At 42.2% G+C, this 26,106-nt stretch carries 30 protein-coding genes and 1 tRNA gene; 11 read left to right on the forward strand and 20 right to left on the reverse strand.

Going from position 1 to position 26,106, the window contains the following annotated elements:
• Positions 1–77 precede the first annotated feature (77 nt).
• The 3 genes from ccpA to EJP82_RS05690 all read right to left on the reverse strand — a co-directional run bounded on the left by ccpA (position 78) and on the right by EJP82_RS05690 (position 2,053).
• Complete coding sequence (gene ccpA, locus EJP82_RS05680) at positions 78–1,082, reverse strand: catabolite control protein A (protein ID WP_127191066.1); 1,005 nt, start codon at positions 1,080–1,082, stop codon at positions 78–80.
• A 103-nt stretch (positions 1,083–1,185) separates the two neighbouring features.
• Positions 1,186–1,527 carry a bacillithiol system redox-active protein YtxJ gene (gene ytxJ, locus EJP82_RS05685; protein ID WP_127191067.1) on the reverse strand — a complete coding sequence of 114 codons (342 nt, stop codon included), beginning with the start codon at positions 1,525–1,527 and terminating at the stop codon, positions 1,186–1,188.
• Between the two features lie 94 nt (positions 1,528–1,621).
• On the reverse strand, positions 1,622–2,053 hold the full coding sequence (locus EJP82_RS05690) for a hypothetical protein (RefSeq protein ID WP_246053986.1): 432 nt from the start codon (positions 2,051–2,053) through the stop codon (positions 1,622–1,624).
• Positions 2,054–2,307: 254 nt separating this feature from the next.
• On the opposite strand from EJP82_RS05690, the gene EJP82_RS05695 reads away from it, so the two are divergent.
• Positions 2,308–2,841, forward strand: a complete 534-nt coding sequence (locus EJP82_RS05695) for a type 1 glutamine amidotransferase domain-containing protein (protein ID WP_127191178.1) — start codon at positions 2,308–2,310, stop codon at positions 2,839–2,841.
• Positions 2,842–2,907: 66 nt separating this feature from the next.
• Here the strand turns inward: EJP82_RS05695 and ptsP are convergent, their stop codons facing one another.
• The 5 genes from ptsP to EJP82_RS05720 form a co-directional block, all read right to left on the reverse strand.
• Positions 2,908–4,653, reverse strand: a complete 1,746-nt coding sequence (gene ptsP / locus EJP82_RS05700; RefSeq protein ID WP_127191069.1) for a phosphoenolpyruvate--protein phosphotransferase — start codon at positions 4,651–4,653, stop codon at positions 2,908–2,910.
• A gap of 178 nt (positions 4,654–4,831) precedes the next feature.
• On the reverse strand, positions 4,832–5,260 hold the full coding sequence (locus EJP82_RS05705) for a CoA-binding protein (protein WP_127191070.1): 429 nt from the start codon (positions 5,258–5,260) through the stop codon (positions 4,832–4,834).
• A gap of 26 nt (positions 5,261–5,286) precedes the next feature.
• Positions 5,287–6,576 carry a 3-phosphoshikimate 1-carboxyvinyltransferase gene (gene aroA / locus EJP82_RS05710; protein ID WP_127191071.1) on the reverse strand — a complete coding sequence of 430 codons (1,290 nt, stop codon included), beginning with the start codon at positions 6,574–6,576 and terminating at the stop codon, positions 5,287–5,289.
• 213 nt (positions 6,577–6,789) lie between these two features.
• Positions 6,790–8,199: an NADP-dependent phosphogluconate dehydrogenase gene (gndA, locus tag EJP82_RS05715; RefSeq protein ID WP_127191072.1), complete on the reverse strand. Its 1,410-nt coding sequence runs from the start codon at positions 8,197–8,199 to the stop codon at positions 6,790–6,792.
• 165 nt (positions 8,200–8,364) lie between these two features.
• Complete coding sequence (locus EJP82_RS05720) at positions 8,365–8,961, reverse strand: hypothetical protein (protein WP_127191073.1); 597 nt, start codon at positions 8,959–8,961, stop codon at positions 8,365–8,367.
• Positions 8,962–9,214: 253 nt separating this feature from the next.
• On the opposite strand from EJP82_RS05720, the gene EJP82_RS05725 reads away from it, so the two are divergent.
• Positions 9,215–9,838, forward strand: coding sequence for a YktB family protein (locus EJP82_RS05725; RefSeq protein ID WP_127191074.1), 624 nt, complete (start codon positions 9,215–9,217; stop codon positions 9,836–9,838).
• Positions 9,839–9,852: 14 nt separating this feature from the next.
• On the opposite strand, the gene EJP82_RS05730 is transcribed toward EJP82_RS05725, so the two are convergent.
• A complete protein-coding gene (locus tag EJP82_RS05730) occupies positions 9,853–11,106 on the reverse strand; it encodes an MFS transporter (protein ID WP_127191075.1) in 1,254 nt (417 codons plus the stop codon).
• Positions 11,107–11,293: 187 nt separating this feature from the next.
• On the opposite strand from EJP82_RS05730, the gene EJP82_RS05735 reads away from it, so the two are divergent.
• Positions 11,294–12,769, forward strand: a complete 1,476-nt coding sequence (locus tag EJP82_RS05735) for an aminotransferase class I/II-fold pyridoxal phosphate-dependent enzyme (protein ID WP_127191076.1) — start codon at positions 11,294–11,296, stop codon at positions 12,767–12,769.
• A 285-nt stretch (positions 12,770–13,054) separates the two neighbouring features.
• Here the strand turns inward: EJP82_RS05735 and EJP82_RS05740 are convergent, their stop codons facing one another.
• Together EJP82_RS05740 and EJP82_RS05745 are read right to left on the reverse strand one after the other, a co-directional pair.
• Positions 13,055–13,366 (reverse strand): DUF1292 domain-containing protein, encoded by a 312-nt coding sequence (locus EJP82_RS05740; RefSeq protein WP_127191077.1) that lies wholly within the window; start codon positions 13,364–13,366, stop codon positions 13,055–13,057.
• Between the two features lie 99 nt (positions 13,367–13,465).
• Positions 13,466–14,026, reverse strand: coding sequence for a copper amine oxidase (locus tag EJP82_RS05745; protein WP_127191078.1), 561 nt, complete (start codon positions 14,024–14,026; stop codon positions 13,466–13,468).
• Between the two features lie 202 nt (positions 14,027–14,228).
• Here EJP82_RS05745 and EJP82_RS05750 point away from each other — a divergent pair, with 202 nt between their 5' ends.
• The gene (locus tag EJP82_RS05750) at positions 14,229–14,963 is read left to right on the forward strand and encodes an MBL fold metallo-hydrolase (protein ID WP_127191079.1); all 735 of its coding nucleotides are present in this window, start codon (positions 14,229–14,231) and stop codon (positions 14,961–14,963) included.
• Positions 14,964–15,047: 84 nt separating this feature from the next.
• On the opposite strand, the gene EJP82_RS05755 is transcribed toward EJP82_RS05750, so the two are convergent.
• Together EJP82_RS05755 and EJP82_RS05760 are read right to left on the reverse strand one after the other, a co-directional pair.
• The gene (locus EJP82_RS05755) at positions 15,048–15,287 is read right to left on the reverse strand and encodes a DUF3892 domain-containing protein (RefSeq protein WP_127191080.1); all 240 of its coding nucleotides are present in this window, start codon (positions 15,285–15,287) and stop codon (positions 15,048–15,050) included.
• A gap of 81 nt (positions 15,288–15,368) precedes the next feature.
• Positions 15,369–15,815 (reverse strand): GNAT family N-acetyltransferase, encoded by a 447-nt coding sequence (locus EJP82_RS05760; RefSeq protein ID WP_127191081.1) that lies wholly within the window; start codon positions 15,813–15,815, stop codon positions 15,369–15,371.
• Positions 15,816–16,463: 648 nt separating this feature from the next.
• On the opposite strand from EJP82_RS05760, the gene EJP82_RS05765 reads away from it, so the two are divergent.
• A tRNA-Val gene (locus EJP82_RS05765) sits at positions 16,464–16,535 on the forward strand.
• Between the two features lie 177 nt (positions 16,536–16,712).
• On the opposite strand, the gene EJP82_RS28790 is transcribed toward EJP82_RS05765, so the two are convergent.
• Positions 16,713–16,847, reverse strand: a complete 135-nt coding sequence (locus tag EJP82_RS28790; RefSeq protein WP_425464321.1) for a YjcZ family sporulation protein — start codon at positions 16,845–16,847, stop codon at positions 16,713–16,715.
• 274 nt (positions 16,848–17,121) lie between these two features.
• Here EJP82_RS28790 and EJP82_RS05770 point away from each other — a divergent pair, with 274 nt between their 5' ends.
• The 3 genes from EJP82_RS05770 (at position 17,122) to EJP82_RS05780 (ending at position 19,624) form a co-directional block, all read left to right on the forward strand.
• On the forward strand, positions 17,122–17,880 hold the full coding sequence (locus EJP82_RS05770; RefSeq protein WP_127191082.1) for a polysaccharide deacetylase family protein: 759 nt from the start codon (positions 17,122–17,124) through the stop codon (positions 17,878–17,880).
• Positions 17,881–18,054: 174 nt separating this feature from the next.
• The gene (gene trhO / locus EJP82_RS05775; protein WP_127191083.1) at positions 18,055–18,945 is read left to right on the forward strand and encodes an oxygen-dependent tRNA uridine(34) hydroxylase TrhO; all 891 of its coding nucleotides are present in this window, start codon (positions 18,055–18,057) and stop codon (positions 18,943–18,945) included.
• Positions 18,946–18,991: 46 nt separating this feature from the next.
• On the forward strand, positions 18,992–19,624 hold the full coding sequence (locus tag EJP82_RS05780; protein ID WP_127191084.1) for a helix-turn-helix transcriptional regulator: 633 nt from the start codon (positions 18,992–18,994) through the stop codon (positions 19,622–19,624).
• A gap of 33 nt (positions 19,625–19,657) precedes the next feature.
• Here EJP82_RS05780 and EJP82_RS05785 read toward each other — a convergent pair whose 3' ends face one another.
• The gene (locus EJP82_RS05785) at positions 19,658–19,909 is read right to left on the reverse strand and encodes a YuzB family protein (protein WP_127191085.1); all 252 of its coding nucleotides are present in this window, start codon (positions 19,907–19,909) and stop codon (positions 19,658–19,660) included.
• A 190-nt stretch (positions 19,910–20,099) separates the two neighbouring features.
• On the opposite strand from EJP82_RS05785, the gene EJP82_RS05790 reads away from it, so the two are divergent.
• The gene (locus tag EJP82_RS05790; RefSeq protein WP_127191086.1) at positions 20,100–20,714 is read left to right on the forward strand and encodes a superoxide dismutase; all 615 of its coding nucleotides are present in this window, start codon (positions 20,100–20,102) and stop codon (positions 20,712–20,714) included.
• A gap of 67 nt (positions 20,715–20,781) precedes the next feature.
• Here EJP82_RS05790 and EJP82_RS05795 read toward each other — a convergent pair whose 3' ends face one another.
• The gene (locus EJP82_RS05795; RefSeq protein ID WP_246053987.1) at positions 20,782–21,843 is read right to left on the reverse strand and encodes a LacI family DNA-binding transcriptional regulator; all 1,062 of its coding nucleotides are present in this window, start codon (positions 21,841–21,843) and stop codon (positions 20,782–20,784) included.
• A gap of 101 nt (positions 21,844–21,944) precedes the next feature.
• Between EJP82_RS05795 and EJP82_RS05800 the strand changes: the two genes are divergently transcribed.
• Positions 21,945–22,859, forward strand: coding sequence for an ROK family protein (locus tag EJP82_RS05800; protein WP_127191088.1), 915 nt, complete (start codon positions 21,945–21,947; stop codon positions 22,857–22,859).
• A 28-nt stretch (positions 22,860–22,887) separates the two neighbouring features.
• A complete protein-coding gene (gene manA, locus EJP82_RS05805) occupies positions 22,888–23,832 on the forward strand; it encodes a mannose-6-phosphate isomerase, class I (protein WP_127191089.1) in 945 nt (314 codons plus the stop codon).
• Positions 23,833–23,907: 75 nt separating this feature from the next.
• On the opposite strand, the gene EJP82_RS05810 is transcribed toward manA, so the two are convergent.
• The 4 genes from EJP82_RS05810 to EJP82_RS05825 all read right to left on the reverse strand — a co-directional run bounded on the left by EJP82_RS05810 (position 23,908) and on the right by EJP82_RS05825 (position 26,070).
• The gene (locus EJP82_RS05810) at positions 23,908–24,426 is read right to left on the reverse strand and encodes a DinB family protein (protein ID WP_127191090.1); all 519 of its coding nucleotides are present in this window, start codon (positions 24,424–24,426) and stop codon (positions 23,908–23,910) included.
• Between the two features lie 26 nt (positions 24,427–24,452).
• A complete protein-coding gene (locus EJP82_RS05815) occupies positions 24,453–24,665 on the reverse strand; it encodes a DUF3006 domain-containing protein (RefSeq protein ID WP_170220131.1) in 213 nt (70 codons plus the stop codon).
• 7 nt (positions 24,666–24,672) lie between these two features.
• Positions 24,673–25,560, reverse strand: a complete 888-nt coding sequence (locus EJP82_RS05820; protein WP_211350046.1) for a ComEC/Rec2 family competence protein — start codon at positions 25,558–25,560, stop codon at positions 24,673–24,675.
• Between the two features lie 99 nt (positions 25,561–25,659).
• Complete coding sequence (locus EJP82_RS05825; RefSeq protein WP_127191092.1) at positions 25,660–26,070, reverse strand: DUF4395 domain-containing protein; 411 nt, start codon at positions 26,068–26,070, stop codon at positions 25,660–25,662.
• Positions 26,071–26,106: the final 36 nt, after the last annotated feature.

The following is a 26,106-nucleotide window of genomic DNA, read 5'->3' on the forward strand; positions in this document are numbered from 1 at the left end:
CGTTATAACCCTTTTTCATATCATTGTTCTCTGTTTATCTGTTTATCTATCTATATCTCTATATCGTGTGAATCAGCTTACACATGACTTACTGACAACCTTAGAATTGTCTCGTGAGGTAGAATCACTCGTGGATTCTCGACAGGTTCCTTCTTCATCAGTTTCGTTAACAAACGCATTGCAACAGCCCCGAGGTCATACATCGGTTGTGCCACAGTAGTTAATTGCGGACGCACCATAGATGCCATACGAATATTGTCAACACTGATAATGGAGAAATCGTCAGGTACTTTCAACCCTTCATCTTGGATACTGTGAATCGCACCAATCGCCATTTCGTCTGTAGCTGCGAATATCGCAGATGGCCGCTTCTTCAATCCCAAGAAATATTTCATTGCCTCAACGCCTGACTCGTAACGATAATTTCCGATACGAACCAAATCTTCTTTGTACTCAATTCCTGCTGTTTCCAGTGCACGTTTGTAACCTTGGAAACGAGCATAACCATTTGCAGGATCCTGCAACGTTCCACTAATCATAGCTACATCACGGTGTCCGTGACGGATCAATGTGCTTACAGCATCAAATGCTGCAGACTCATGATCGATATCCACGGAAGGAATGACACCTTGCTCATCACTTGTAGCACATAACACGATCGGTACCGAAGACGACTGGAATGCTTGTATATGTTCCTCCGTCACAGCACCACCCATGAATAAAAGCCCGTCCACTTGTTTCTCGAGCAGTGTGTTAATTACACGAATTTCCTTTTCTTTCTTCTTATCCGCATTACATAAGATAATATTATAGTGATACATATTCGCTATATCTTCGATGCCCCGAGCAATTTCTGCAAAAATAGAATTCGAAATATCAGGAATAACCACACCAACTGTGGTCGTCTTCTTGCTGGCAAGACCTCTTGCCACCGCATTTGGACGATATCCCAATTGTTCAATTGCTTCGTAAACTTTCTTCCGGGTCTGCGGTTTCACATTAGGGTTGTTATTTACTACCCGAGAAACCGTGGCCATCGAGACGCCTGCTTCACGTGCCACATCGTATATGGTAACCGTCACATTCTTCTCTCCATTGCCAATAGATTTTTATCATTTTACATTTAGATCCCATTAAATTTATGATACGACAAAATATTACTTTGCGCAATGATAACGCTTCACATTAGTTTAGAATTCCTCTCAATGCCTCACTAGTAATTGCAGAATGAGAAGTATTCCATTGTGATTGTCCGTCCTTAACCAGTATAACCTGCGGAGATGCATGCTTTACATTCAATCGCTCAGCTGCCTCGTTAGACACATTTCTATCTTCAACCACGTAAATAAGCCCGTATGTAACCTCTTCATTAGGATTATCATTTAAGTAAGCCTCAACTTCCCGATAAGCCCCTGAACTAATCGGACAACGGGTGCTATGTTTAAATAACAGTAAAGGCTTTTGCCTAGAATTATCCAAAAGACTGTGAAGTTCCTCTATGGAAGTTATTCTTGTCAATGTGAACATGATATATCCAACTCCTTTCACATAAGAGTCTACACAACTTATCTTCTACTATCTTATCAAAAAGGTAAATAAAAAAACAACTTAAACCGTCGAATTAGTAAGTAAATCGTTGATTTTCTTCTGAAAACTGACGATCTTTAACAATATTAGACATTTGAGCAAGACGATTTGAAATATCACCCATCCAACCTGAATCGTTCATCGCTTTAGCACAACCATACAAATCAAGCAGTAAATTAATACGCTCCCCCGACTTCCGTTCCAAAAGCGCTTCAAATGACAGCGATTCGCTTTGTTCCCATGTTCGGTAAATATCGAAAATTAAATGAGCTAATTCATTTACTTCCGTAAAAATAATTCGGCCATTTTTTCCTTGTTGCTTCAAAGAGGACAGTAACGCTTTTAGGTCTGCTTTGATCGCTGGAAAGACTTCATGATAACAATCCAATTCACATTCGTAAATAGGTACTCTATCAATCTCTAGAACCCCTTCAAAAATGACTAACCGAAAACTTAGGTTCATCATTCCTCCACAATGGCATTGCTTATACAAAGTATCACCTCATCTTAATCCTTATCATTATAGATCACATTCGATGAATGTTAGATGTATTCGACCCACCCTTAGTGAACTCCTTCCAGTTACTCAAAAACGCTAGAGATTCCAATGAAAGGAAGGTAAGGGATCGAGTCCGTAGGTATGAAAATTATCATCAATTTGATACAATTAAAGTATCGAAAGTGTTATTCGTCAAGAGCAGTCCAAGACAGGGGGAAACGATTTTGAGACTTACTGGTAAAAAGGTCATTGCATTGGTTGATGATGAGTTCGAGGATTTAGAGCTGTGGTATCCGATTTATCGCGTTCGCGAAGAGGGTGCTGAGGTTCATCTAGTAGGTCTTACGAAAGGCAAAAAATACATTGGAAAATATGGCGTCCCTGCAGAGGCAGAGTTCACTTTTGAGGAAATTGATACCAGTGAATATGACGGTATTCTTGTCCCAGGCGGTTGGGCTCCGGACAAGCTTCGTCGGTATGATAAAGTGCTACAATTCGTCAGAGATATGCATGAGGCTAAGAAACCGATCGGCCAGATTTGTCATGCCGGCTGGGTTCTGATTTCAGCTGGAATTCTTAAAGGAGTAACGGTAACATCGACGCCAGGAATCCGCGATGATATGACCAATGCCGGGGCAATTTGGAAAGACGAACCCGTTGTAGTGGACGGACACATTATTTCCGCCCGTCGTCCGCCAGATCTGCCTCCTTATGGCAAAGCTTTCGTAGATGCGCTTATAGCAGCCTCTAAATAGAATCGCTTTTATGGTTTGAAACCAAAACAAACGCCAGGGAGCTTTGCTTCCTGGCGTTGTTCTATATCAGGCTAAACTATCCGAGCTATAGTTGCCGCTTTCGGTAAATATAGCCAATTCAGATTCAATCTCCGCACTTGTGGAGAGACAATAACAACGAGCTCCGATTTCTTGACTTTCCTTAGCCGTTGTATTCAAGATCCGGTGTTTCACCCGCAGTAATGATTGTGGAGACATACTGAGATCTACCACCCCTAAATAGTTCCAAATAGGAATAGCTTTCTCATCTCCAGCCATCTCTCCACATACGCTAACCGGTATCCCCGCCTCCTTGGCAGCCAGCACTGTTTGCCGTAGTGCCCGTAGCACTGCTGGATGATAAGGATTATACATATGGGCTATCTTCTCGTTCATCCGGTCTACGGCCAGTACATATTGAACAAGATCATTCGTACCTATACTGAAAAAATCGGCTTCAGCGGCAAGTAAATCCGCTATGGCAGCTGCTGCAGGAACCTCGATCATGATTCCAACCTGAATATCGCTGTCATAAGCAATTCCTCGTTCATGTAACCCTCGTTTTGCTTCTTCGAGTAACTGATTCGCCTCACGCACTTCCTCTACTGAGGAAATCATCGGGTACATGATCTTAACCTTCCCATGTGCGCTTGCTCGTAGAATAGCCGTTAGTTGAGTAATAAACATTTCTTTACGATCCAGACTTATCCGAATAGCCCGATAACCCAGAAATGGATTATCTTCCTCTGGTAAAGAGAAGTACTCTAACTGCTTATCCCCACCAATATCGAGTGTACGAATGACAACGGGATGGGCTCCGGCTGTCTCTGCAACCTGCCTATATACTTTATATTGCTCCTCTTCCTCGGGGAAAGTTGAGCGGTCCATATACAAAAATTCAGTTCGGAACAAACCAACACCTTCGGCTCCGTGCTTAAGGGCTAGTTTCAAATCTTTAACCGAACTAATATTGCCCGCTAATCGAAGATGTACTCCGTCCTTCGTGACTGCTTCAACCGAAGCTAGCAGCTGGAGCTGCTCCTTCCTCCGCGAAAGTTTCACAGCCATTTCGGTGTAAGATTCAATAATATCGGGACTCGGGTCTAAATATAGCTTACCCTCATCTCCATCAATAACGAGCATATCCCCTGTTTGAAGGGGCTCAGCCAGCTTATTCTCTAACCCAGATACCAATGGAATCCCCAGCGCTCGTGCCATAATTGCAGAGTGAGAAGTTTTCCCTCCTGCTAATGTGACAATACCAAGCACATTGTTGGGATTTAGATGAACAAGTTGAGAAGGAGAAAGCTCCTTTGCGACCAAGATATAGGGCTGAGTATCCGCCGGCAATGTAATATCCGGAGTACCAAGCAAGTGCTTAAGAAGTCGATTGCCAACATCCTTGATATCGAGCGCTCGCTCTTTCATATATTCATCATCAAGTAGATCAAACATAGTAACGAAATGATCAATGGCCTCTTTCACAGCTACTTCCGCTGCTTTGTATTGCCGCTCAATAATACCCTGGATCTCACTCATAAATACAGGATCTTCCAAAATAGCGATGTGAGCGTCAAAGATACTCGATTCAGCTACTCCTACTGTTTCTTTGATCTCGTTCTTCATCACTTCAATTTCAGTTTTGGATGTTCGAATTCCTTCATACAACCGCTCGAATTCCAATGCCAGATCTACCTTTTCCATTCTTCGATCTGGTACATCCCAATCCCATGAGGGCAGCACAAAAGCCTTGCCGATAGCTACGCCTGCGGCTGCACCAATACCTTGTATCATTTATTGACCCCCTACATCTCACTCTGTTATAGGTTATCTTCTCTATATTTCATTATGGTAAGCCTAGCCTTATAATTTTGTCAAAGGGAAATACCTAGAATGACATATACACGGATGAAAAAAAAACATAAGAAGGGACCCTTTCAACAATATAAAGGGTCCCTCCAAGAGTGTTAGTTTAGCTGCGCTTACCGATTAAGATACTATCCTCTACTTTGATACAACGGTCCATAATTACGGTTAGTCCGGCCTTTGAGGCGATGTCATTCGCTTCATCGCTAGTAATACCTTGCTGTAACCATAACACATTCGCACCGATCTCCACAGCAGCTTTGGCCACCTCGGGTGTTTGTTCACTTCGACGAAACACGTTCACAATATCGACAGGTTCAGGAATGTCCTGAAGAGATGAATATACTTTTTCACCCAGAATTTCGCCTTTAACAGTAGGGTTGACCGGAATAATACGGTAACCATTATTTTGAAGTGCCTGCGCAACCATGTAAGAGGTACGATCCGTTTTGTCTGATAAGCCCACAACGGCGATATTACCGGCATTTTCTAACAATTGTTTGACTTCTTCCCTGTTTGGGTTCTGAAATGTCACATTCATTCCTCCTCTCTATTCTATTGTTATACCCATTCTACGGCTGCACCAAGCGCAGAAATGTGATCAAAAAATTGCGGATATGATTTAGCAACATGGTGTGCATCTTTAATTACCAATGGCTTCTTACAACGTAATCCAACTACAGTAAGTGCCATAATTACACGATGGTCATAATGTGCGTTAATTTCCACACCGCCCTCTAGTCCAGAGGGACGCCCATGTACAATAATTTCTGCCTGTCGTTCCTCCACATTTGCTCCAGCTTTTCGGAGCTCGTTCAAATAATCGGTGATGCGATCGCACTCTTTGTAACGCAAGTTTTCTACATTATAGAACCGTGAGGTTCCGTCCGCAAATACGGCCGCCGCCACCATCGCAAGCACCGCATCAGTTGCTGCATCCCCATCGAATTCTACGGGCCGCAAACGACCATTGCCTTGCACATGTACTGTTCCATCAGTATGCGTTAGCGGCACATCCATCATTTGGAGAACATCAACTACTGCTCGCTCACCTTGCTTACTCTTCTCTGCCAGCCGGAAGATTTTCACGTCCGATTTCGTAACTGCTGCGGCCGCTAGAATAGCCGCCGATCCAGGGTAATCACCCTGTACTGTGTATGTCTTCGCTTGATATGTCTGACCACCAGGAATGCGGAAATTCATGTAGTCATCACTTGCGTGAATAATGATACCCGCCTGCTCAAGCACCTCAAGTGTCTGGCCAACAACTACCTTGGATTTCAGATCTCCTAACACTTCTATTTCGCTATCTTCAACAAGAAGCGGCGTCAAGAAGAGCAAAGCACTCAGATACTGAGAACTAACAGCACCCGATACCTTTATCTTACCACCCTTAGGATTACCACCTCGGATCGTAATCGGCAATTTACCATCTCGATGCTCTATCTCTACTCTCATCCCTCCAAGCGCCTCAATTAAATCATCATGTGGACGCTTACCAAGCGAATCAGGATATGAGTTAACAAATGTCACTTCAGGACACAATGCTGTCACGGCCATAAGAAAACGTAATACTGCACCCGCGTTTCCTACATTCAATTCCTTCACATCTTTAGGATTTCGACCAAAACCAGTAATAACTATCTTCTCGTCATCCTCTTCAAGCACAGCACCAAGATCTTGGATACAACGGCGCATGGCATCGCTATCTTCACTATGTGCGGGATAATGCACCGTGCTCGTCCCCTCTGCCAGAGCTGCGACAAGCAAATAACGGGTCGTGTAATTTTTCGATGAGAGGGCGCCAATCTCACCCTTAAGCTCTGACGTAGGTCTAACGATAACATCCATATACAAATCCCCTTTGTACATTATTATTTGTTTTGTTGTTGGTTAACCGCGGTAATGCGTTAAATTATTTAATTAGTTCATATCATAACACAGGCTGATCCTATGCGAGACATAAAAGTACATAAATACATTCTTATATTTCAAAAAAAGATGCCGGAGTGAGCGGTAGTATACGCCCCCTCCGACATCTCTTTAAGATATTACGGAATTATCTTAGAACCATTGGTGATGGAATACGCCTTCTTTATCCACACGTTTGAATGTATGGGCACCGAAGTAATCGCGCTGCGCTTGCAGCAAATTCGCTGGAAGACGCTCAGTACGATAGCTATCGTAGTAGGAAATAGCACTTGAGAAGCCAGGAACCGGAATTCCATTTTCAACCGCAACCGCAACGACTTTACGCCATGAGTCCTGATAGTTCTCAACAATGTTCTTAAAGTACGGATCAAGCAAGAGATTCTTAAGTTCAGCATCACGATCATATGCTTCTTTTATGTTATGCAGGAACTGCGAACGGATAATGCAACCACCGCGGAATATCATCGAAATCTTACCGTAGTTGAGATCCCAACCATACTCGTCAGAAGCCGCGCGCATTTGTGCGAAACCTTGAGCATAAGAAACGATCTTACTTGCAAATAGCGCTTTGCGCACATTCTCGATAAATTCAGCTTTATCGCCGGTAAATGCTGTTTTCGCAGGACCGCTAAGGATTTTACTAGCAGCAATACGTTCTTCTTTCATTGCGGAAAGGAAACGAGAGAATACTGATTCTGTGATCATGGACAATGGAACACCTAGATCAAGTGCACTTTGGCTTGTCCACTTACCAGTACCTTTCTGTCCTGCAGCGTCAAGAATAACGTCAACCATCGGTTTGCCAGTCTCTTGATCATATTGGGAGAAAATATCCGCTGTGATCTCGATCAAGTAGCTGTCCAGTTCACCCTTATTCCACTCCGAGAAAATTTCATGTAGCTCTTTAGCATCCAAGCCAAGAACATCTTTAAGTAAATGGTAAGCCTCACCGATCAATTGCATATCTCCATATTCAATACCGTTGTGAACCATTTTCACGTAATGGCCAGCTCCGTCAGGTCCGATATATGTACAACATGGGTCCCCGTTTACTTTCGCAGAAATTGCCGTAAGAATTGGTTCTACCAATTGATAAGCACTTTCTTGGCCACCTGGCATGATCGCAGGACCATTAAGTGCGCCTTCTTCTCCGCCCGATACGCCTGTTCCGATGAAACGGAATCCTTTGGCTTCAAGTTCTTTACTACGGCGTTGCGTATCTGGGAAGTACGCGTTACCTCCATCAATAATAATGTCGCCTTGATCCAAATACGGAAGCAATTGCTCAATCGTACCGTCTGTTGCGGCACCAGCTTGTACCATGATCAAAATTTTGCGAGGTATTTCCAAGGAGTTTACAAACTCTTCGATTGTGAATGTACCTACAAGATTCTTGCCTTTAGCTTCATTTTCTAACAGGTCATGAGTTTTTTGCGGTGAGCGGTTGAAAACCGACACTGTGAAGCCCTTGCTTTCGATATTTAGGGCCAAATTTTTGCCCATAACGGCAAGGCCGATAACGCCAATTTGTTGTTTAGACATGGTCTCCATCCTTTGCACACTTTTTATTTTCAATAATATCATTTTAACTCTTTTGAGTACAGAAGTGAACCCCCATACCCCCTCATTCGCAAAACAACCCCCCAAAATAGTGGGGGTTGCAATGATTTTTGATACACACCCTACTTCCCATTTACAATTTGCCCTTTACCATTCAAGTCGAATCAACTCAATACGCAAATTTCGTAATTTCTCTTTACAAGCTTCCACTGCTTCTTCATCCCCGCATTGCAGTGCAGCTGACAGCTTCGCAAGTTCATCATCTAGCTCTTGCTCTAGGCTCTTAAGCTGGCATTCAGCCGCCTCGGAAGCAAATATTTCAGCCAACTTTCGGCGGTCTACCATGGGTCCTTTTTGAAAGATCACGCGATGTTCTACTCCAATGATTTCCACAAGCCGAATAACTTCACCGAACAAAATACTCTCAATTAATACCTGACGATCTTTAAAACGCTTGACCACAGCATGGCCACGCAAATCACCGATCTGCTTCTCTAACCAATCCGCCAGTTTGGCATCCTTTATTACGTAATCACCCACAAGCTTGTATCCTTTAGCGAGCCGTTGAAAGCGCAACTTCGTCAGTTTACGTCCAGTTCGGACGGAAATGATGAAGATATTCTCATTCTCACTCCAATATAAAGAATACCCGTCTTGGATCAAATCGCGGATTAGTTGTTGAATGTGCCGGCGGTCGAATCTGAGCTCCAGGTTGCAATATTCCACCTCGTAACTTTTATTCACGGCACTCCCTCCCCAAATTTTGGTGAACCAAAATCCCGATTATGACTTGCCTTATCTTAATACTCTATCTTATGTAGTGGAACTTGGTTTATTGATTATTTTTACCCGCATCAGACAGGTTCTGACGCAAAAGGGGCACATTTTTGTTCCCATTAATGCTCTTGCATGCTGCTGGCTTAGACAAGCCTTGAATCGAACTATGTTATACTGATAAAATTATATGAACAATATTATCTTTTGGAGGTAACAAGAAATGTCATTTTCCGGTTTTTCCGAACAAGATTTCGATTGTATGACCGTTCCGGGTCTTGAACCTCGGATGGAAGCGATTATAGATCAGGTACGCCCCAAACTAACATCACTAGGAAATATGGTGTCGCCCTACTTGTCAGCACTTTGTGGAGAAGAAATGTACCCTCATGTAGCTAAACATGCTCGGCGCAAGGTGAATCCTCCGAATGACACGTGGATCGCTTGGGCAAGCAATAAACGTGGATACAAAGCATTACCTCACTTTCAAGTGGGTATGTTCTCTACACATCTATTCATCATATTTGCTGTTATTTATGAGAGCCCAAATAAAGTGGTGTTTGCCGATTATTTAGAGAAGCATACTGCCAAAGTAAAGAAGCTAGTCCCTGATGGCTTTTATTGGTCCACAGATCATATGGATCCTAGCGGAACGCTTCACAAAGACTGTGATAACGAATCGTTGAAGACATTAGCAGATAGACTCAAGACGGTGAAGAAATCAGAGATTATGTGTGGACTTCGTCTTGAGCGAGATAACGCTATTCTCCGTGACGGTGATCAACTTCTAACTACTATTGAAGAGACTTTCACTACCCTACTGCCGTTATATAAAGGCTCTTTCTAAAAGAATTCGACTATTTATGCCTGGCTGTGCTGTTGTCTTCGCGAAAGCGCGATATGAATAAAAAACAGCACAGCCATCACAATAGCGCTCCCCAGAAAAGGTGCCGGCGGCCCTAACATATCCCACAGTTTACCCGAGACAATCGGACCGATTACCATCCCAGACCCCTGTATAGTCAGAAACAACCCCCATACTGTACCTTTCTCACCTTCTGGAAGCATATGAGCAATCATCGTATCCCAAGTAGGAAGAATACACGCATAACTAAGCCCAATTAACATAACTAGTAGCCAGATTACCGGAACCGATCGTGAAACCGCAAATAATCCTATCGCTACTGAACTGAGCAAAAAGCCTGTATGCAGAAACCACTTTGTCCCAAAACGGTCTGCCAGTTTACCAACAGGAACAAGACCCAACACTGTAATTCCACCTCCTGCCACAAGTAAAAAGCTGAAAGTCTGAGGTGACATGCCAAGCTCCGTACGAACAAAGAGTGTTATGACAGGCGTTAACAGACCAATTGCAAAGGACTGCAGGAATAATGCCGGGTATAACCATGGGCTAACATCCAGGTTCTCTCTGATATTGGACCATGTTTGACGTAAGTTATTCCAACTAGCCCGCAACCCCTTCTTCTTAATTAAAGGTGCAACTGCTGGATCTATTGTGACCACTTTTGCCTTTCTACCAGGAAGAAACAGTGCCACAATGATAACGAGTGCTAAACAACTAAGTAAAATCCAGAACACCGACTTATACGAATCATTAACAAAAAAATTTATAATGACAGGGCCCGCTCCAGTTCCGCCTAAACAGGAGATTTGGATAACTCCCATCGCTGTCGCAAAATTTTTACTCTCTTTCGTCACGGAGGAGATCCCCATCATGACACAAGGCCACAGCGGTGCCGTTCCTATTCCGAGTAATGCACAGCCTAGAACGATAAATCCCATCGTCTGCGTTAATGCAATGATACTCACAGCTCCAAAAGCAATGATGAGACCCAACATCATCGTGATTCGAAAACCAATCCGCTCAATAAGCCAACCCGCCGGACTACGAAATACATTGTCCCCTATGTACTGAAGTGAAAAGGATAGTCCTATCGCAAACGCACTTAATTTCAGAACTCCTCCCATATAGACTGGTAGAATGGCAACGATTAATGCTCCCTTTACAAACTCCACCAAAAACATGATGATCCATATACAGATGAAGGTCGGAGTTAACAGTTTTTTATTTACAAGCGGGGCAGTCAGTTCCATGAAAGTATCCTCTCCTTCTTTTTTAGATATCAGACTTCTATTAGTCTGTCCCTTTTTACCGGTCAACTTACACAGCTATTTCGTTATTTCTCATTGCACTCTATATTCTTTTCTTGCATTCCAGTCTCTTTTTGCTATACTCAACCTTGTTTGTAAATTTAACGTAGAAAGGCAGGGGACGGTCACTATGGACCATCAACGCACGCCGCTATTTACCGCCCTTAAGCAGCACGCAGCCAGTAATCCCGTTCAATTTCACATTCCCGGGCATAAAAGGGGAGTCGGCGCCGATAAGGAGTTTCAAGAATTTCTGGGTGACAACGCTCTATCTATCGATCTAATCAACATCGCTCCTTTGGATGACCTCCATCAGCCTTCTGGAGTAATTGAAGAGGCCCAAAAACTTGCAGCAGATGCATTTGGCGCTGACTACACTTACTTCTCGGTTCAAGGCACAAGCGGTGCCATCATGACCATGATACTATCCATTTGTTCTCCCGGTGATAAAATTATTATCCCGAGAAATATTCATAAATCAATTATGTCCGCAATTATCTTCGCCGGTGCTAAGCCAGTGTTCGTCTCTCCAACTCAAGATGTGAACCTCGGCATTGATCACGGTATCACAACTTCCTCCGTAAGGCGGGCACTGCAACGTCATCCTGATGCTAAGGCTGTTCTGGTCATAAACCCGACTTATTTCGGTATATGCGCCAACCTGAAAGAAATCGTCGATCTAGCACATAGCTTCCATGTTCCCGTCCTCGTAGACGAAGCCCATGGGGTGCATATCCATTTTCATGAGGATTTACCTATGTCTGCTATGGAAGCTGGCGCCGATATGGCAGCCACCAGTGTACACAAGCTAGGTGGATCTATGACTCAAAGCTCAGTACTAAACCTTAATATTAAGAACGGGTTCGTTAACCCACAACGGGTACAGACTATTATTAGTATGCTGACAACCACGTCTACTTCTTATTTATTGCTAGCTTCACTTGATACTGCACGGAGAAATCTCGCTCTGCATGGCCGAGAACTCGCAGAACAATCCATCGAGCTCGCAAATTATGCACGTCGTGAGATCAACGGAATTGAAGGCTTGGAATGCTTCGGGAGTGAGATTCTGGGTGGAGAAGCTACCTACGCTTTTGATCCCACGAAAGTAACAGTACACGTCCGGCATTTAGCAATTACCGGGTACGAAGTGGAGAATTGGCTCAGAGATCACTACAATATCGAAGTAGAACTTAGTGATATGTACAATATACTCTGTTTAATTACCCCAGGTGATTCCAAAGAAACGGTGGATGTACTTCTTACGGCTCTACGCGAATTATCAACAATCTACTATAAGGAAAATAACGCTAACGAACTCATTGTAAAAGTTCCGGAAATTCCACAACTGTCACTTATTCCACGTGATGCCTTTTATGCAGACACTGAAGTGATTCCATTTAAGCAATCCGCAGGTCGAATTATTGCCGAATTTATTTATGTATACCCACCCGGCATTCCGATTCTACTGCCCGGAGAAGTTATTTCCCAAGATAATATCGATTACATCATAGACCATGTTGAAGTTGGTCTGCCTGTTAAAGGACCAGAGGATCGCTATATTAAGCAGGTTAAGGTAATTGTCGAGACCAATCCGATTTTCTAATTCGACTATCAAGTTAAATAGTGAAACTTCACCAAGGGGCTGTCTTAAAAGTAGATTTTTCTACGAATGAGACAGCTCTTCTTTATTCTAATGAAAAAGCGATAGCGCTCGTTTGGTCTCAGACTGCTAAGCAGTTAAATCGAGAAATTTGGAGACCACAGCGATTGTAGGAACGGTCCGTTCGCGGAGCGTCCACTCAAAAACACCTACCTTACTCCCACATAAAAAGAGAGCATCCCTGGCCATTTTTATGGCTTTTGGGACACCCTCTTCCGAGTTATTCTATTATACTTCGTCTTGCTGGGAGACTAGCTCGTTATAAGCTGCCTCAACTAGACGCCACTCTTCTTCATCTTCGATGTTGTAAAGCATCATTTCTTCGTTCTCTTCTTCCATACGAAGAATAATACCATCTGCATCCGTGTTATTCCGCTCAAGCAGAAGCGCATATACTTTGTCAGCTACGTCAAACGTTTCGACAAGAACCATTTCTACGTCTTTGCCATTCTCGTCTGTTAGCGTTAATACAAATTCTTCATGCTCATGGTCATGTCCACAGCCGCAATCTTCGCCGTGTTCGTGATTGTGATCGCTCATTGAAATACCTCGCTTTGAATTGATTTGTTAAACCTGTCGGTTTACCTCGTATCGTAACACTTTTGCATAGTACAGGTCAATTTGAGAATGCACATAGAATTATTTAAGTACGTTAATACCTTTTTCAGAGACTAGCACGTAATCCCCGCCAGATGAGGCTTTCATATAAAACCCAATCGTGTATTTACCCGCAGTCTTGAAGTCATAGGAATAATCTTCGGTCCGAAACCAAAAGTTATCCCGTTGTTCCTTGATCTCCTCTGTTTGAATAACCTCAGGGATACCATTAGGTGGTGTAATCGTTACACGTACCGAGGAAATATCCGTCTTAAGGTTATCAATTTGTGAGAACACATTAAATGTTAATTTTCCCGTTTTCTTTATATCTCCAAATACCTTTTCATCCGAACTTGTGAACAAAAACATATGGACATTCGGTTTATAGTAACTCACTTTTTTGGATGATTCGTTATATTCGACAAAACCCTGAAGTTCCCGCAAAGCAACATAGGTTTTACCATCGACCATGTACCCGCCGTCCTCTATCTCACTCCCGTTCAGCAGAAACTTGACCTTCTGGGATGCTGAATCAGCGAACAATAACGAACCACCCATCAATGAGAATGCAAATACAAGCAGCCCTACTCTTCTCCATTTCATAATAATAACCCTCCATATATATCATGTTGATGTAAATTTATACTCCGGAAGGTTGTTCAAGTTGCGGTCTCACCTGCCAAAATGCTTTATTTTTTTGCTAATTTATAGAAAACTCTACGGAAAGTCGATCCCGTGATCCTTATTTACTTTTGTTATATAGGGAATTAGTGTACATTATGCTTAGAAAAAGAGGAGGGAACTTATGTCACTTCAACTTCAAATGCTCGGTACTGGCGGTGCATTTGCCAAAAAATACTACAACAATAATGGGCTACTCTACTGTGGTAACTTCACTCTGCTGATCGACTGTGGGATAACAGCCCCCTTATCACTTCATCAACTTGGCAAATCACTTGATGAAATTGATGCTATTCTTATTACACATATTCACGGAGATCATGTTGGCGGGCTAGAAGAACTCGCTTTTCGCATGAAATACGTTGTCGGACGTAAGCCTGTTCTCTATATAGCTGACAAGCTGGTAAGTCCACTCTGGGACAACACACTAAGGGGTGGAATGGAGCAGGATGAGTCCACTTCATTAGAAGATTTCTTCGAAGTTAGATTGTTGACGGAGGGTCAATCTACCCCATTGTGCAATGACCTCACCGTAGAACTAATTCAAACTCCTCACATTCCGGGAAAAGCTAGCTACTCACTATATATTAACGACGAAGTGTTCTACAGTGCGGATATGATATTCCAACCTGACTTGTTGAAACATCTGGTCTATGAACGAGGTTGCCGCAAAATAGCTCATGAAGTGCAACTTACCAGAAAAGGTGAGGTACATACAACGCTTCAAGAGCTACTCTCCTTGCCAACCGAAATCCAAGAGAAGATTTCCCTCATGCATTACGGTGATGAAATGGAAATGTACGCTCGGGAAACTGGGGAAATGAATTTTCTGCAACAACATAAAATTTATACCCTATAGGTAGATTATGTCCTTGCTCTAACGCAAAAAAAAGCAGGCCCAGATTTCAATCTGAGCGCCTGCTTACTACAATACGAGTTATATTTATTGAAAATTGGGTAACGCATCAAGATTGTTACTTGGATCTCCATCGGCGTCACCACGAATATACATTTCCCCATCTCTACCCTTAAACACATTTACACCGGCGATCGCTCCGGCATTTACTTCCTGCAAGGCTTGTTCATAATCCAAGATTCGTCCACTGGAAGTTTTGAATGATGTTAAATCACCATCTCCATTTTTCTGAACCGCGATAAATGTTTCTCTGGTGTTAGGTCCCATTCTATATCACATCTCCTCAGTTCTTGATGTCCCTGTTAGGGATGATTATAGTTTGTCCTATATTCATATTTCTATTTATTATTAAAGCGGTTTTTCCATCCGTACGTGAGGAATACCAGCGTCATCGAATGGCTCAGTAGATATTGTCTCGTAACCGAGCTTCTGGTAGAACGGCTCAGCTTGGCACTGTGCGTCGAGAACGGACTTACTTAATCCTAGTTCACGAGCAAGCTCCTCCAAGGCCAAAAGCAGTATTTTACCGATACCTTGAGAACGAAATGATTTATGAACAGCAATTCTCTGCATTTTAGCTGAATTGTCCTTATAATAGGTCAGTCTTCCTGTAGCAGCATACGTACCATCTTGCTCTATCAACACATGATGCACATCAGGACTGATCACATCATATTCGTCAATCTCCAGATCAATGGGTACCATTTGCTCCTTTACAAACACTTCCTTGCGAATATCCAGGCAATGCTCTAATTGTTCTTCATTTTTTACATGTATAATTATAGCGGCAGTCATTGATATTGATTCCTCCCATGTTGTCTTTTCGTAAGCTCGAATTGCATCATTATACAAAAAAATGGTAGTCATGTATAGTTGAATTAAATTGAATTAAACCAAGTATATTGAAACCGTAAAAAGAGGAGTTGTCCGAACAATGGTCCTTGGAATTACGATCGCTGCCGCTGTATTAATTACTGTTATATTAATCATATTAATGTACTATACAACAAAAAAAGGCTATTCTCGCAAATGGGACGAAGACTAATAAAGCTTAGAGCACGCTATTCTTTAGAGTAAATGTCATCTCTTATACTTGGGCCATATACTCCATTCGAAACCGAGGGACCGGACCACGATGATTTACTTACTTGTCGCTGCAGAGTTTCAGGGTCAGGCGATAAGTTACACCCACCTACTACTAATAGCGAAGTAATTCCTATGATTAGAACTAGTCTTCTAGGAATAGACTCCTGCGTTAACAATCGAAATTGTTTGTCGTTTCGCATCCTTATAACTCAACCCACTTTCCATTTATCGTCGTATGATTCATTGTTGTCTCGTGGGGGTCGCTTTATACGCTTCAAACTATGATAAAAACGCTTAAAATAGTTTGACATTACCCTCCCATCCTGATAATATAAATTTTACATTCGCTATATTCATGATCTGCTAGCTCAGCGGGAGAGCACTATCTTGACAGGGTAGGGGCCAGTGGTTCGATCCCACTGCAGATCATACTAAGAAACCCTTGAGGCTATTGGCTTCAGGGGTTTTTGCTTGTTTACGTGAAATTGACTTTTTTTGAGGATTTCAGAGTGGTTTGGGGACGGAATTTCCAAAGTGACATCATTTAAAAGGCCCCACCGTCCGAAGTCGATAGAGCTCTACGCAAGCCATTAATACAGTTAGTAATTACAGCAAGCAGGCTCTTGAAATGATCACAAGCAATATGAACAAAACTAAAATTACTCCGGTGGATGTCCCTATTCCACAACAAACTGGTTTTGGTCTACCACACTCTCCAAACCCTCCAACTATACCGTTCATGTGTATCCTCCTTATGTTTAACTTAGTGTTTAGCTCACATCTCATCCTATTCTAACGTCTACAATTCGATCTGGTTCATTGTACCGCTGTAGTCTTTTTCACTGCCTAAGTTATCAGCGCTTGTACTAGATTTAATACCCAAATCAAGCTAAAGAACAACGTTATTCACTAGAATCAAACCTTCATTTTTAACCCACGGATAAAAAAGTCCTGTTTAAGCAAAATAACTAAACATGTTGTGGTTCGCAATTTAAAAATGGAGGATAAAGTACTGATGCTCAAACTTAAAACTTTGTTGATAGTATCTGTAACAGTCACATTATATGCGGGTTATGCTGATGCGCATCCAGCTTCACAACTTAGAGACAGGAGCTATTATGAGGAACGCGGTGATATCGTATGGGAAGTTCCGACTGAAAAAAAGACGATCGCCTTTACATTCGATGATGGTCCTGATCAAAGGCAAACACCAAAAATTCTAGAAGTGTTAGAACAATATCAGGCCAAAGCCACCTTCTTCGTCGTTGGAGATCGAGTTGATCGTTTTCCTGAAATTGTTCGAATGGAACTAAGTAAAGGACATGAAATTGGCAACCATTCTTATCATCACCCTTCCTTCCAGAATCTAGGTAGAGACAGCATCCTGTCTGAATTGACGAAGACGCAACAAGCGATTAGCCAGGCGACTGGTCAAACAGCGTTACTATTTCGTCCACCTGGAGGATCCTACAATCAATACATTATTAATATCTCCAAGGAAAATAATCTACAGTTGATCTTATGGTCATGGCATCAGGATACAAAAGATTGGAAGGCTCCTGGGGTACAAAGGATAGTCAATAAAGTGCTAAATAATGTTCGGAATGGTGACATTATTCTTATGCATGATTATGTATACAATAGCTCACAAACCTCAGAAGCTTTAAAGATCATATTACCTGAACTGCAAAAACGGGGTTATTCATTTGTAACCGTGTCACAACTGCTATCCCAAAAAGACGATCAAGATCACCACATCAAAGTAACTCAATAATTTCCATGCCTTAAACTCAATTGCTACTCTTAAAGGTGCGAATATAAAGGGATGATCCTCCATAGTGAGGGTCATCCCTTTTTTCAGATAACATACTTACTATACTTTTATATTGACTAAGTAACAGAAATTCACTACAATTCAGTAGAATCCAATATAGACAGGTGATATATAATGAACAAAACCAAAACATCTTACCGCATATTATTATTTTATAAATTTGTACCCATTGCTGATCCGGCAATATTTACGGCAGAGCATTTGCAATATTGCAAAGATCTTGGAGTTAAAGGACGTATTCTTATCGCCTCCGAGGGGATTAACGGAACCGTATCGGGAACAGTAGAACAAACCGAACGTTACATGAACGATCTTCGCTCCAATCCACTGTTTGCAGACATTGTATTTAAGATAGATGAAGCGGAAGAACACGCATTCAAGAAAATATTTGTAAGACACAAAGAGGAACTGGTTACATTCCGTTATGAACATGAGCTTGATCCCAATAAACTGAGTGGTAAGAAATTATCCCCCAACGAATTCTATGAACAATTGCAAGAAGACGATGTCATAGTCATTGATGGACGCAACGATTATGAATATGAAATTGGCCATTTCCGTGGAGCCATTCGCCCTGATGTGGAATCTTTCCGTGAATTCCCGGATTGGATTCGGCAAAATATGAGCCAATATAAAGACAAAAAAGTATTAACTTATTGTACCGGTGGAATCCGTTGTGAGAAATTGACCGGATTTCTTATGAATGAAGGCTTTTCGGATGTCGCACAGCTTGAGGGTGGAATTGTGACTTATGGTAAAGACCCCGATACTAAGGGACGGCTATTTGACGGAAAATGTTATGTGTTCGACGAACGCATCTCCGTACCAATTAATCAAACCAATGAAGACATCGTTATTGCAAACTGTCACCATTGTGGGGTAACACATGACCGTTATATTAATTGCCCCGTGTGTAACCTTCAGTATGTTAGCTGTGAAGATTGCGAAACGCATCACCATGGCTTTTGTTCCGATGCATGCAAAGAAGCCACAATGCCCGTCTAATATTGGGTAATGATTTCGCGCTAAGTAAGTCAAGGGAGTGTCCAAAATGAACCAAAAAAGTGATTTGTCCACAAGAGACCAAATTCTTCAAATGATGAAAACGTCAGGTCCTCTTAGCGCCAAGGAAATCACGGACCGCCTCCAAATTACTGAGATGGCGGTTCGACGCCATCTTGGTACGATGGAACGTGATGGATTGATTGAATCCAAAATGGTTCGTCAAACATTAGGCCGTCCTACAGCAGTCTACGGGTTAACTGAATTTGCGGAAAATTTATTCCCTAAGAACTACCATACACTCACTCTAGACTTGCTCGGAGAATTAGCAGAAGAAACCGGTGAAGAGAGTGTCAATCGATTATTTGAACGACGTAGAGATAAATTAAAGCATCAGTATGAAGCTGATATGAAAGACAAATCATTTGCTGATAAAGTACGCAGACTCGCTGAAATTCAAAACGATAATGGTTATATGACTGAGCTTGAGTCCCATGGAGAAGATGAATTCATTCTGAAGGAACATAACTGTCCGATTTCCCAAATTGCAGGGCGTTATAATCACGCCTGTAACTGTGAATTAAATCTATTTGAATCGCTTCTAGACGCAGATGTCGAAAGAACGGAATGTCTCGCTCAGAACGATAGAAGATGTCTTTATATTATTCGTAAACACAAATAAACCTTCGAAGCCTATGGCATCGAAGGTCTTTTTTTATATTTCAAAAGCTAGTAGCTCTTCTTCTATTCGTTGTTTAATCAATTTTATGCATTCCTCAGACGTCGTGGCGAATACCCTCTTCGCATTAACCAATGCATAAGGTCTGATTTTACATAAACCACATAAACTAAGACATTCCGTACGAAGTACTGCAACTTCGGGATACTCCTCTTCCAAGTCTTCTAATTCCAGTGCGCTCATAAGGTTGCTGTCGCAGACTTCAACTACTACAATACCTAGTCCCACATCATTTCACTCCAAACCAAACTAATTCATGTACGATCACTCATTATGATGAAAGAGATAGAGTTTGTCAATGTGTATAATGCAATTAACATACTTAACATACATTTATGTTGACTAAGTGGTTAGATAGGGCTATAATAATGATTATCAAGAAAACAATCTACATATATTAGAGAGGATGAATTTAATAATGGCACATCAACTACCTGCTTTACCTTACGCTAACAACGCACTTGAACCACATATCGATGAGCAAACGATGACGATTCACCACGACCGTCACCACAACGCATATGTAACTAACTTGAACGCAGCTTTGGAGTCTGCTCCTGAGCTTCAATCCAAATCTCTTGAAGATTTGATTGCTAACTTGGACAGCGTACCTGAAGCGATTCGTACTGCAGTTCGTAACAATGGTGGCGGTCATGCCAACCACTCTTTATTCTGGGAAACAATCGGACCAAACGGCGGCGGTCAACCTTCCGGTAAATTGGCTGATGCAATTAACAATGAATTAGGTGGCTTTGATAAATTCAAAGAAGATTTCGCTAAAGCAGCAACAACTCGCTTTGGTAGCGGTTGGGCATTCCTTGCTGTTGATGCTGACGGCAAATTGTCCGTATATAGCCTTCCTAATCAAGATTCCCCAATCATGGAAGGTAAAACTCCAGTTCTAGGTCTAGATGTATGGGAGCACGCTTACTACTTGAAATATCAAAACAAACGCCCTGACTATATTGCAGCATTCTTCAACGTAATTAACTGGTCTGAAGTTGAGAAACGTTACGAAGCAGCAACTAAATAATATCGGACTACATTTTACTTTAAAGAAAAAAGACGCTCTCCATGGAGGGCGTCTTTCTTTAATTTCATTACACAAGTCCTGCCTCTTTAAGATCCTTCACCGAACTACGAATCACCAGTGTAGGAGGTACACTATACCGAATAGACTCCCGACAATTATCAGTTAGCATCAATAGCATTGAAGCTGCGGCATCACACATGTTTTCTTTCTCAACACGCATAGTTGTCATGGTTGTCATGGTCGTACCGATCTTGTCCCCGTATTCAGTATCATCATAACCCGCAATAGATACACGCTCAGGAATTATGATTCCACGCTCTTCCAGAAGCCCCGCTAGGATAAAGGCAATACGATCGTTTCCGCAAAAAAAAGCCGTCGGTAATTCCTGTAATCCATCGAGAAACTGCACGATTTCTTTTGCCGTATAATCATATCCTTCTGAGGACGTTAGACAATTCTCACTCTGAAATTCCAGTCCATGATCCTGCATTGCTTTCCAATAACCAAACCATCGCTCTTCATGGCTCGTCGTCATATTTGTTGGACCAATGAACCCTATTCTTTGATGTCCAGCAGCAATAAGAAAGGACACCACCTCATAAGCCCCTTCCATATTAGCCGATGTGACCACAGGGCATGATAAGTCTCGATAATAAGAATCAAGCATAACTAGCTTTATATCCTTCTCCCAAATAAGCCGAGCATAAGCTTTATCGATAATCCCAAACAAAATGACACCACGATAAGATATGTCTGTAAACAAACCAGGAAGCTTTAATCCTGTCTCCATCTCTCGATCAATCGGTGCAATTACGGCGTTAAATCCTTTTTTACGGATACTCTTCTCAAGTCCCCATATCATGTCATGATAAAATTGAAAATGATCGTTATCCTGGTAACTCATGATCCGTTCAGGCACAAGCACCAGTATGTTCGTATTCTCAGTCGTGTCGATCGAAGCATAGGGCCCATAGCCCATATCTCTAGCCGTCTGCAATACAAGTGAACGCATCTCATCGCTCACGCCCTTCTTGTTCATCAGAGCCAGCGATACTGCGTTCTTAGATATTTCCAATCTGTTGGCAATATCCTGCATTGACACTTTCTTTTTGCGGCCCAAACTTTTCATTCCTTTCGAAACATGATAAACTTAGGCTAAATATACTTTACAAATTTAACTTTTGTCAAGTTTGTCAAGTGATTTGACATGAATAACTGGAGGAATGCACTTTGAGTTACGCAGTTGGCATTGATATCGGCGGCACAAAGACAGCCATCGGATTGATAGACTCCGCAGGAGTCGTCCTAGCAAAGACATCCCTACCGACTGACCAATCTGTCCAACCTGATGAGATGGTAGACCGGATTGCTAAAGCGGTTAAGGAACTGATTACAGCACAAAATATGAAAGAATCCGAACTGCTCGGTATTGGCGTTGGTGCACCTGGTCCACTCAACACGAAAACAGGTCATATTGTCAAACCACCCAATTTACCGGGTTGGTGGGATTTCCCTATATTGAAATCGCTAAGCCGGCATTTCGATCTTCCGATTACTTTCGAGAATGACGCTACGGCGGCAGCACTCGCTGAGAAATGGGTAGGTGCCGCACAGGATGCCGAACATTTCGTATTCATTACGATTAGCACAGGAATCGGCGCCGGTATTTATACCCATGGCAAACTACTCACTGGAGCAACCGGCAACGCCGGAGATGTGGGACACTTCGTTATCGATCCCGCTGGAGGCAAATGTGTCTGTGGACAATCTGGATGCTGGGAATACCTTGCGTCGGGTACCGCTATTGCAAGACAAGCCTCAACACTACTAGGCCGTGAAGTATCCTCTAAGGAAGCTTTTGATCTGGCAGCTACAGGAGACGTTGCTATCAAGGAACTTGTAGATGGCGTTTTCCGCTATATCGGAATTGGGTGTGTTACACTCATTAATACTTTTGATCCAGAATTGCTTGTCATTGGAGGCGGTGTGTCCCAAGTTGGTGCGCCGTTGTTTGATGCTATAAGAGATTATGTCTCCGAGCATGCTTTGAATCCTTCAGGCCGAAATACCACTATAGTTCCTGCCGCCTTACAGCAAGATGCAGGATTAATCGGTGCAGCAGCCTTAGTCCATATGACATACTAAAATCTAATACTCAAAGGAGTCCTTAATCATGAATGAACCAATTTTTTTAGCACCTGTTTTCCAAGAACGGATTTGGGGTGGAAGAAAGCTACAGGACCTATTCGGCTACGATATTCCCAATGAACTCACTGGTGAATGCTGGGCTGTCTCCGCACATCCAAACGGACAAAGTATTGTTAAGAACGGAGCTTATCAAGGTAAGACCTTAGGCCAACTATGGAGCTCTCATCAAGAGCTATTCCATTCAGATTCTCCAGTATTCCCATTGCTCACCAAAATATTGGATGCTTCAGACAATTTGTCCGTTCAGGTTCATCCTGATGATGAATATGCCGGCAAGAACGAGAACGGTGAACTAGGCAAGACAGAATGCTGGTACATCGTTGATGCAGAACCAGGTGCAGAAATTATTTATGGACATGAGGCACAATCTAAGGAACAATTGGTACAAATGATGAACGATGCTAAATGGGATGATCTTCTAACCAAGATTAAAGTTAAACGTGGTGATTTCTTCTATGTCCCTAGCGGCACCATTCATGCGCTTGGCAAAGGTATTGTCGTACTAGAAACACAACAAAGTTCAGATACTACTTACCGTGTGTATGACTATGATCGTAAGGATAAGGATGGTAATGGTAGAGAACTTCATCTTCAAAAAGCCATTGATGTTTCTACTGTGCCACAAGCTTATGAACCCGTTTCCTACGAAACCTTTAACCAAAAAGGAATTACGATTACTCAGCTTGTATCCAATGAATTTTTTACAGTTCAGAAGTGGAACATTGACGGAACTGCTGATTTCACTGCTAATCCTAAATATACAATCTGCAGCGTAATTGATGGTAGCGGCCAACTTATTGCTGGTGACAAAGTTTACTCCCTCAGCAAAGGTGAACACTTCATTCTCCCTGTTGATTTCGGACCATATCAAATGAGCGGCACTCTCGAACTGATTATTTCCCGGGAATAGTGTCACAATGAAAAGAGCCATTTTCCCTTTTATACAAAGGAGAAACGGCTCTTTTCTCATTTAAGTATTGGATCTTTAAACGTTCAAATAGCGCTCGCGTATGATTTTCAAATGATGAAGTGTATGTCCATAAATAATATAAGCGATCGCTCGCGTTGAAATCGGCCCCTCGCTTGCTGTACCCAAACGCAGCCAATCAGCATCTTCTAATTGTCGGATCAAGGTAAGTGTAGACTCTCTAACGGCTGAGAAATCTTGAAGCAGTTCTGCAACTGTATGCCCATCAAAATGTGCATTACTTACAAATAGGGTTTCCTCGAATGACGGAAGGGGTGTAGTATCCCCTCTAGCAATCCGTAGCAGCCTATAGCTCATAATCCGCTCTGTATCCGTAATATGGCCCAAAACTTCCTTCAGAGACCATTTCCCTTCGTCATAACGGAACTTACCCTGCTCGTCAGAGATATCTGCTAACTCTAATATCACTTGCTTAGCTTGTTGCTGGAGTAAATCCAGTAAATCTCCCTCTGGCACTTTATCAATATATACTTGATAATAACTCAGAAATTCCCCATCTTGCGGTCTGGTTAACATGAATTCACTCTCCCCATAACTTATTATCAGTCTTCCCATACATCGTTCATCAACGTTTGAATCTCTTTACTTCTCTTATGCGTCATCTGCTGATTAGTTACCCACTTACTGCCGTCCCATTCCACAACGTCTCCTGCTTTTGCCGTGGACTCTACCAGATTACGGAGAATATCTCTTGTATGCCCATCAAATTCAATGATGCAATAATCTTCCTCAAATCGATCGATGATACCAAGCATAATTAGCTCACCTTTCTGTTGTCACCTGATAATCTAATCCATCTGAAGTGATCTCAACAGTTCCTTGCAGATCATTACGATACACTTCAATATTCTTCTTACGCAGACGTTCTAGTATAGTCTCCTTAGGATGACCGTATGAATTATCTCCAACCTGTATCACTGCATACTCAGGGTTAACTTGGTTCAAGAAGCTCAACGTAGTAGATGACTTAGATCCGTGATGCCCGACGAGCAGGACATCCGCCTGAAGATCTACACCCGAACCGATCATCTCCTTCTCACTGGCACTACTCGCATCTCCCGTCAGTAGAAAAGAGGTATCCCCGTAGGTAACCTTGATAACAGCACTCATATTGTTATTATCCAAGCCATTTACAACTGGTGCTATCATAGTGACGTCAACCTGTTCGTCCCAATCTAACTGCAGTCCCGCCTTAGCGGTAGTAACCTTAAGCCCCTTATTCTTTATTGATCTTAGCAACGATTCAAACGTCTTCGTATTGGCTTGGACTTTAGGCATATAAATTTTGCCTACATCTACAGTATTGATGACAGCATCAAGCCCCCCAATGTGATCCGCATCTGGGTGGGTACCGATGACGATATCCAAGCGATCCACACCATATTGTTCTAAGTACTCCACCATCTGCTCTTCCCGATCGTTATTCCCAGCATCGATCAACATCGTTTGTCCCGTTGGACTGATAAGTAGCTGTGAAGCTCCTTGACCCACATCCAGAAATATGACTCTAAGCTTACTCTCTGAATCTACGGAACCAGGAGCAATTGTCGTCTCATTCTGTGATTCCCATTCTAACGAACAACCTGAAATAATGAATGATAATAATAAGCAACCCAATAGTACGATAGACATTTTGCGTTGTCTTTTCATAGAAGCTAACCTTTTCGTGATGTCCAAACTCCCCCGTATGTAATATAATTAGAACATTTGTTCTATCCTAATTATATTTGAATCATCTTCCAGAATCAATCATAACCTACGTTGTGCTCTCGCTTTATATTGCTTAAATTGAAAATATATAGTGCATCCTACACAATATCCACAAATAGCAGCAAATGCGGCCAAACCAAGCATCCAACTGAAACCGTAGCCTAACCAGTTTACCTGGACAAGAAAACCTAATAATGATCCTGTCAGAAATATTACGGCTAGCACATTGTTGAATCGTTGCAGTTCTTTAGCTTGACGAGGTGAAGAATCCACTTTAGGAAATGGCTTAGCTAAAATAACAAATATATTCTTACCAAATATAAGACCTGTGATTTGAATCATCCATAAGAGTAATAGTACATACGGTTCTCTAAATAAAGAAGCAATAATAACGAACAATACAATACCGATTTGATTAGCTTTTACATAGGGTTCTGGAATCTCATTCAATATAACTCACCTACCCTTAAGTTTTATTTGAATATA

Source organism: Paenibacillus anaericanus (genome assembly GCF_003994475.1).
GTDB lineage: Bacteria > Bacillota > Bacilli > Paenibacillales > Paenibacillaceae > Fontibacillus > Fontibacillus anaericanus.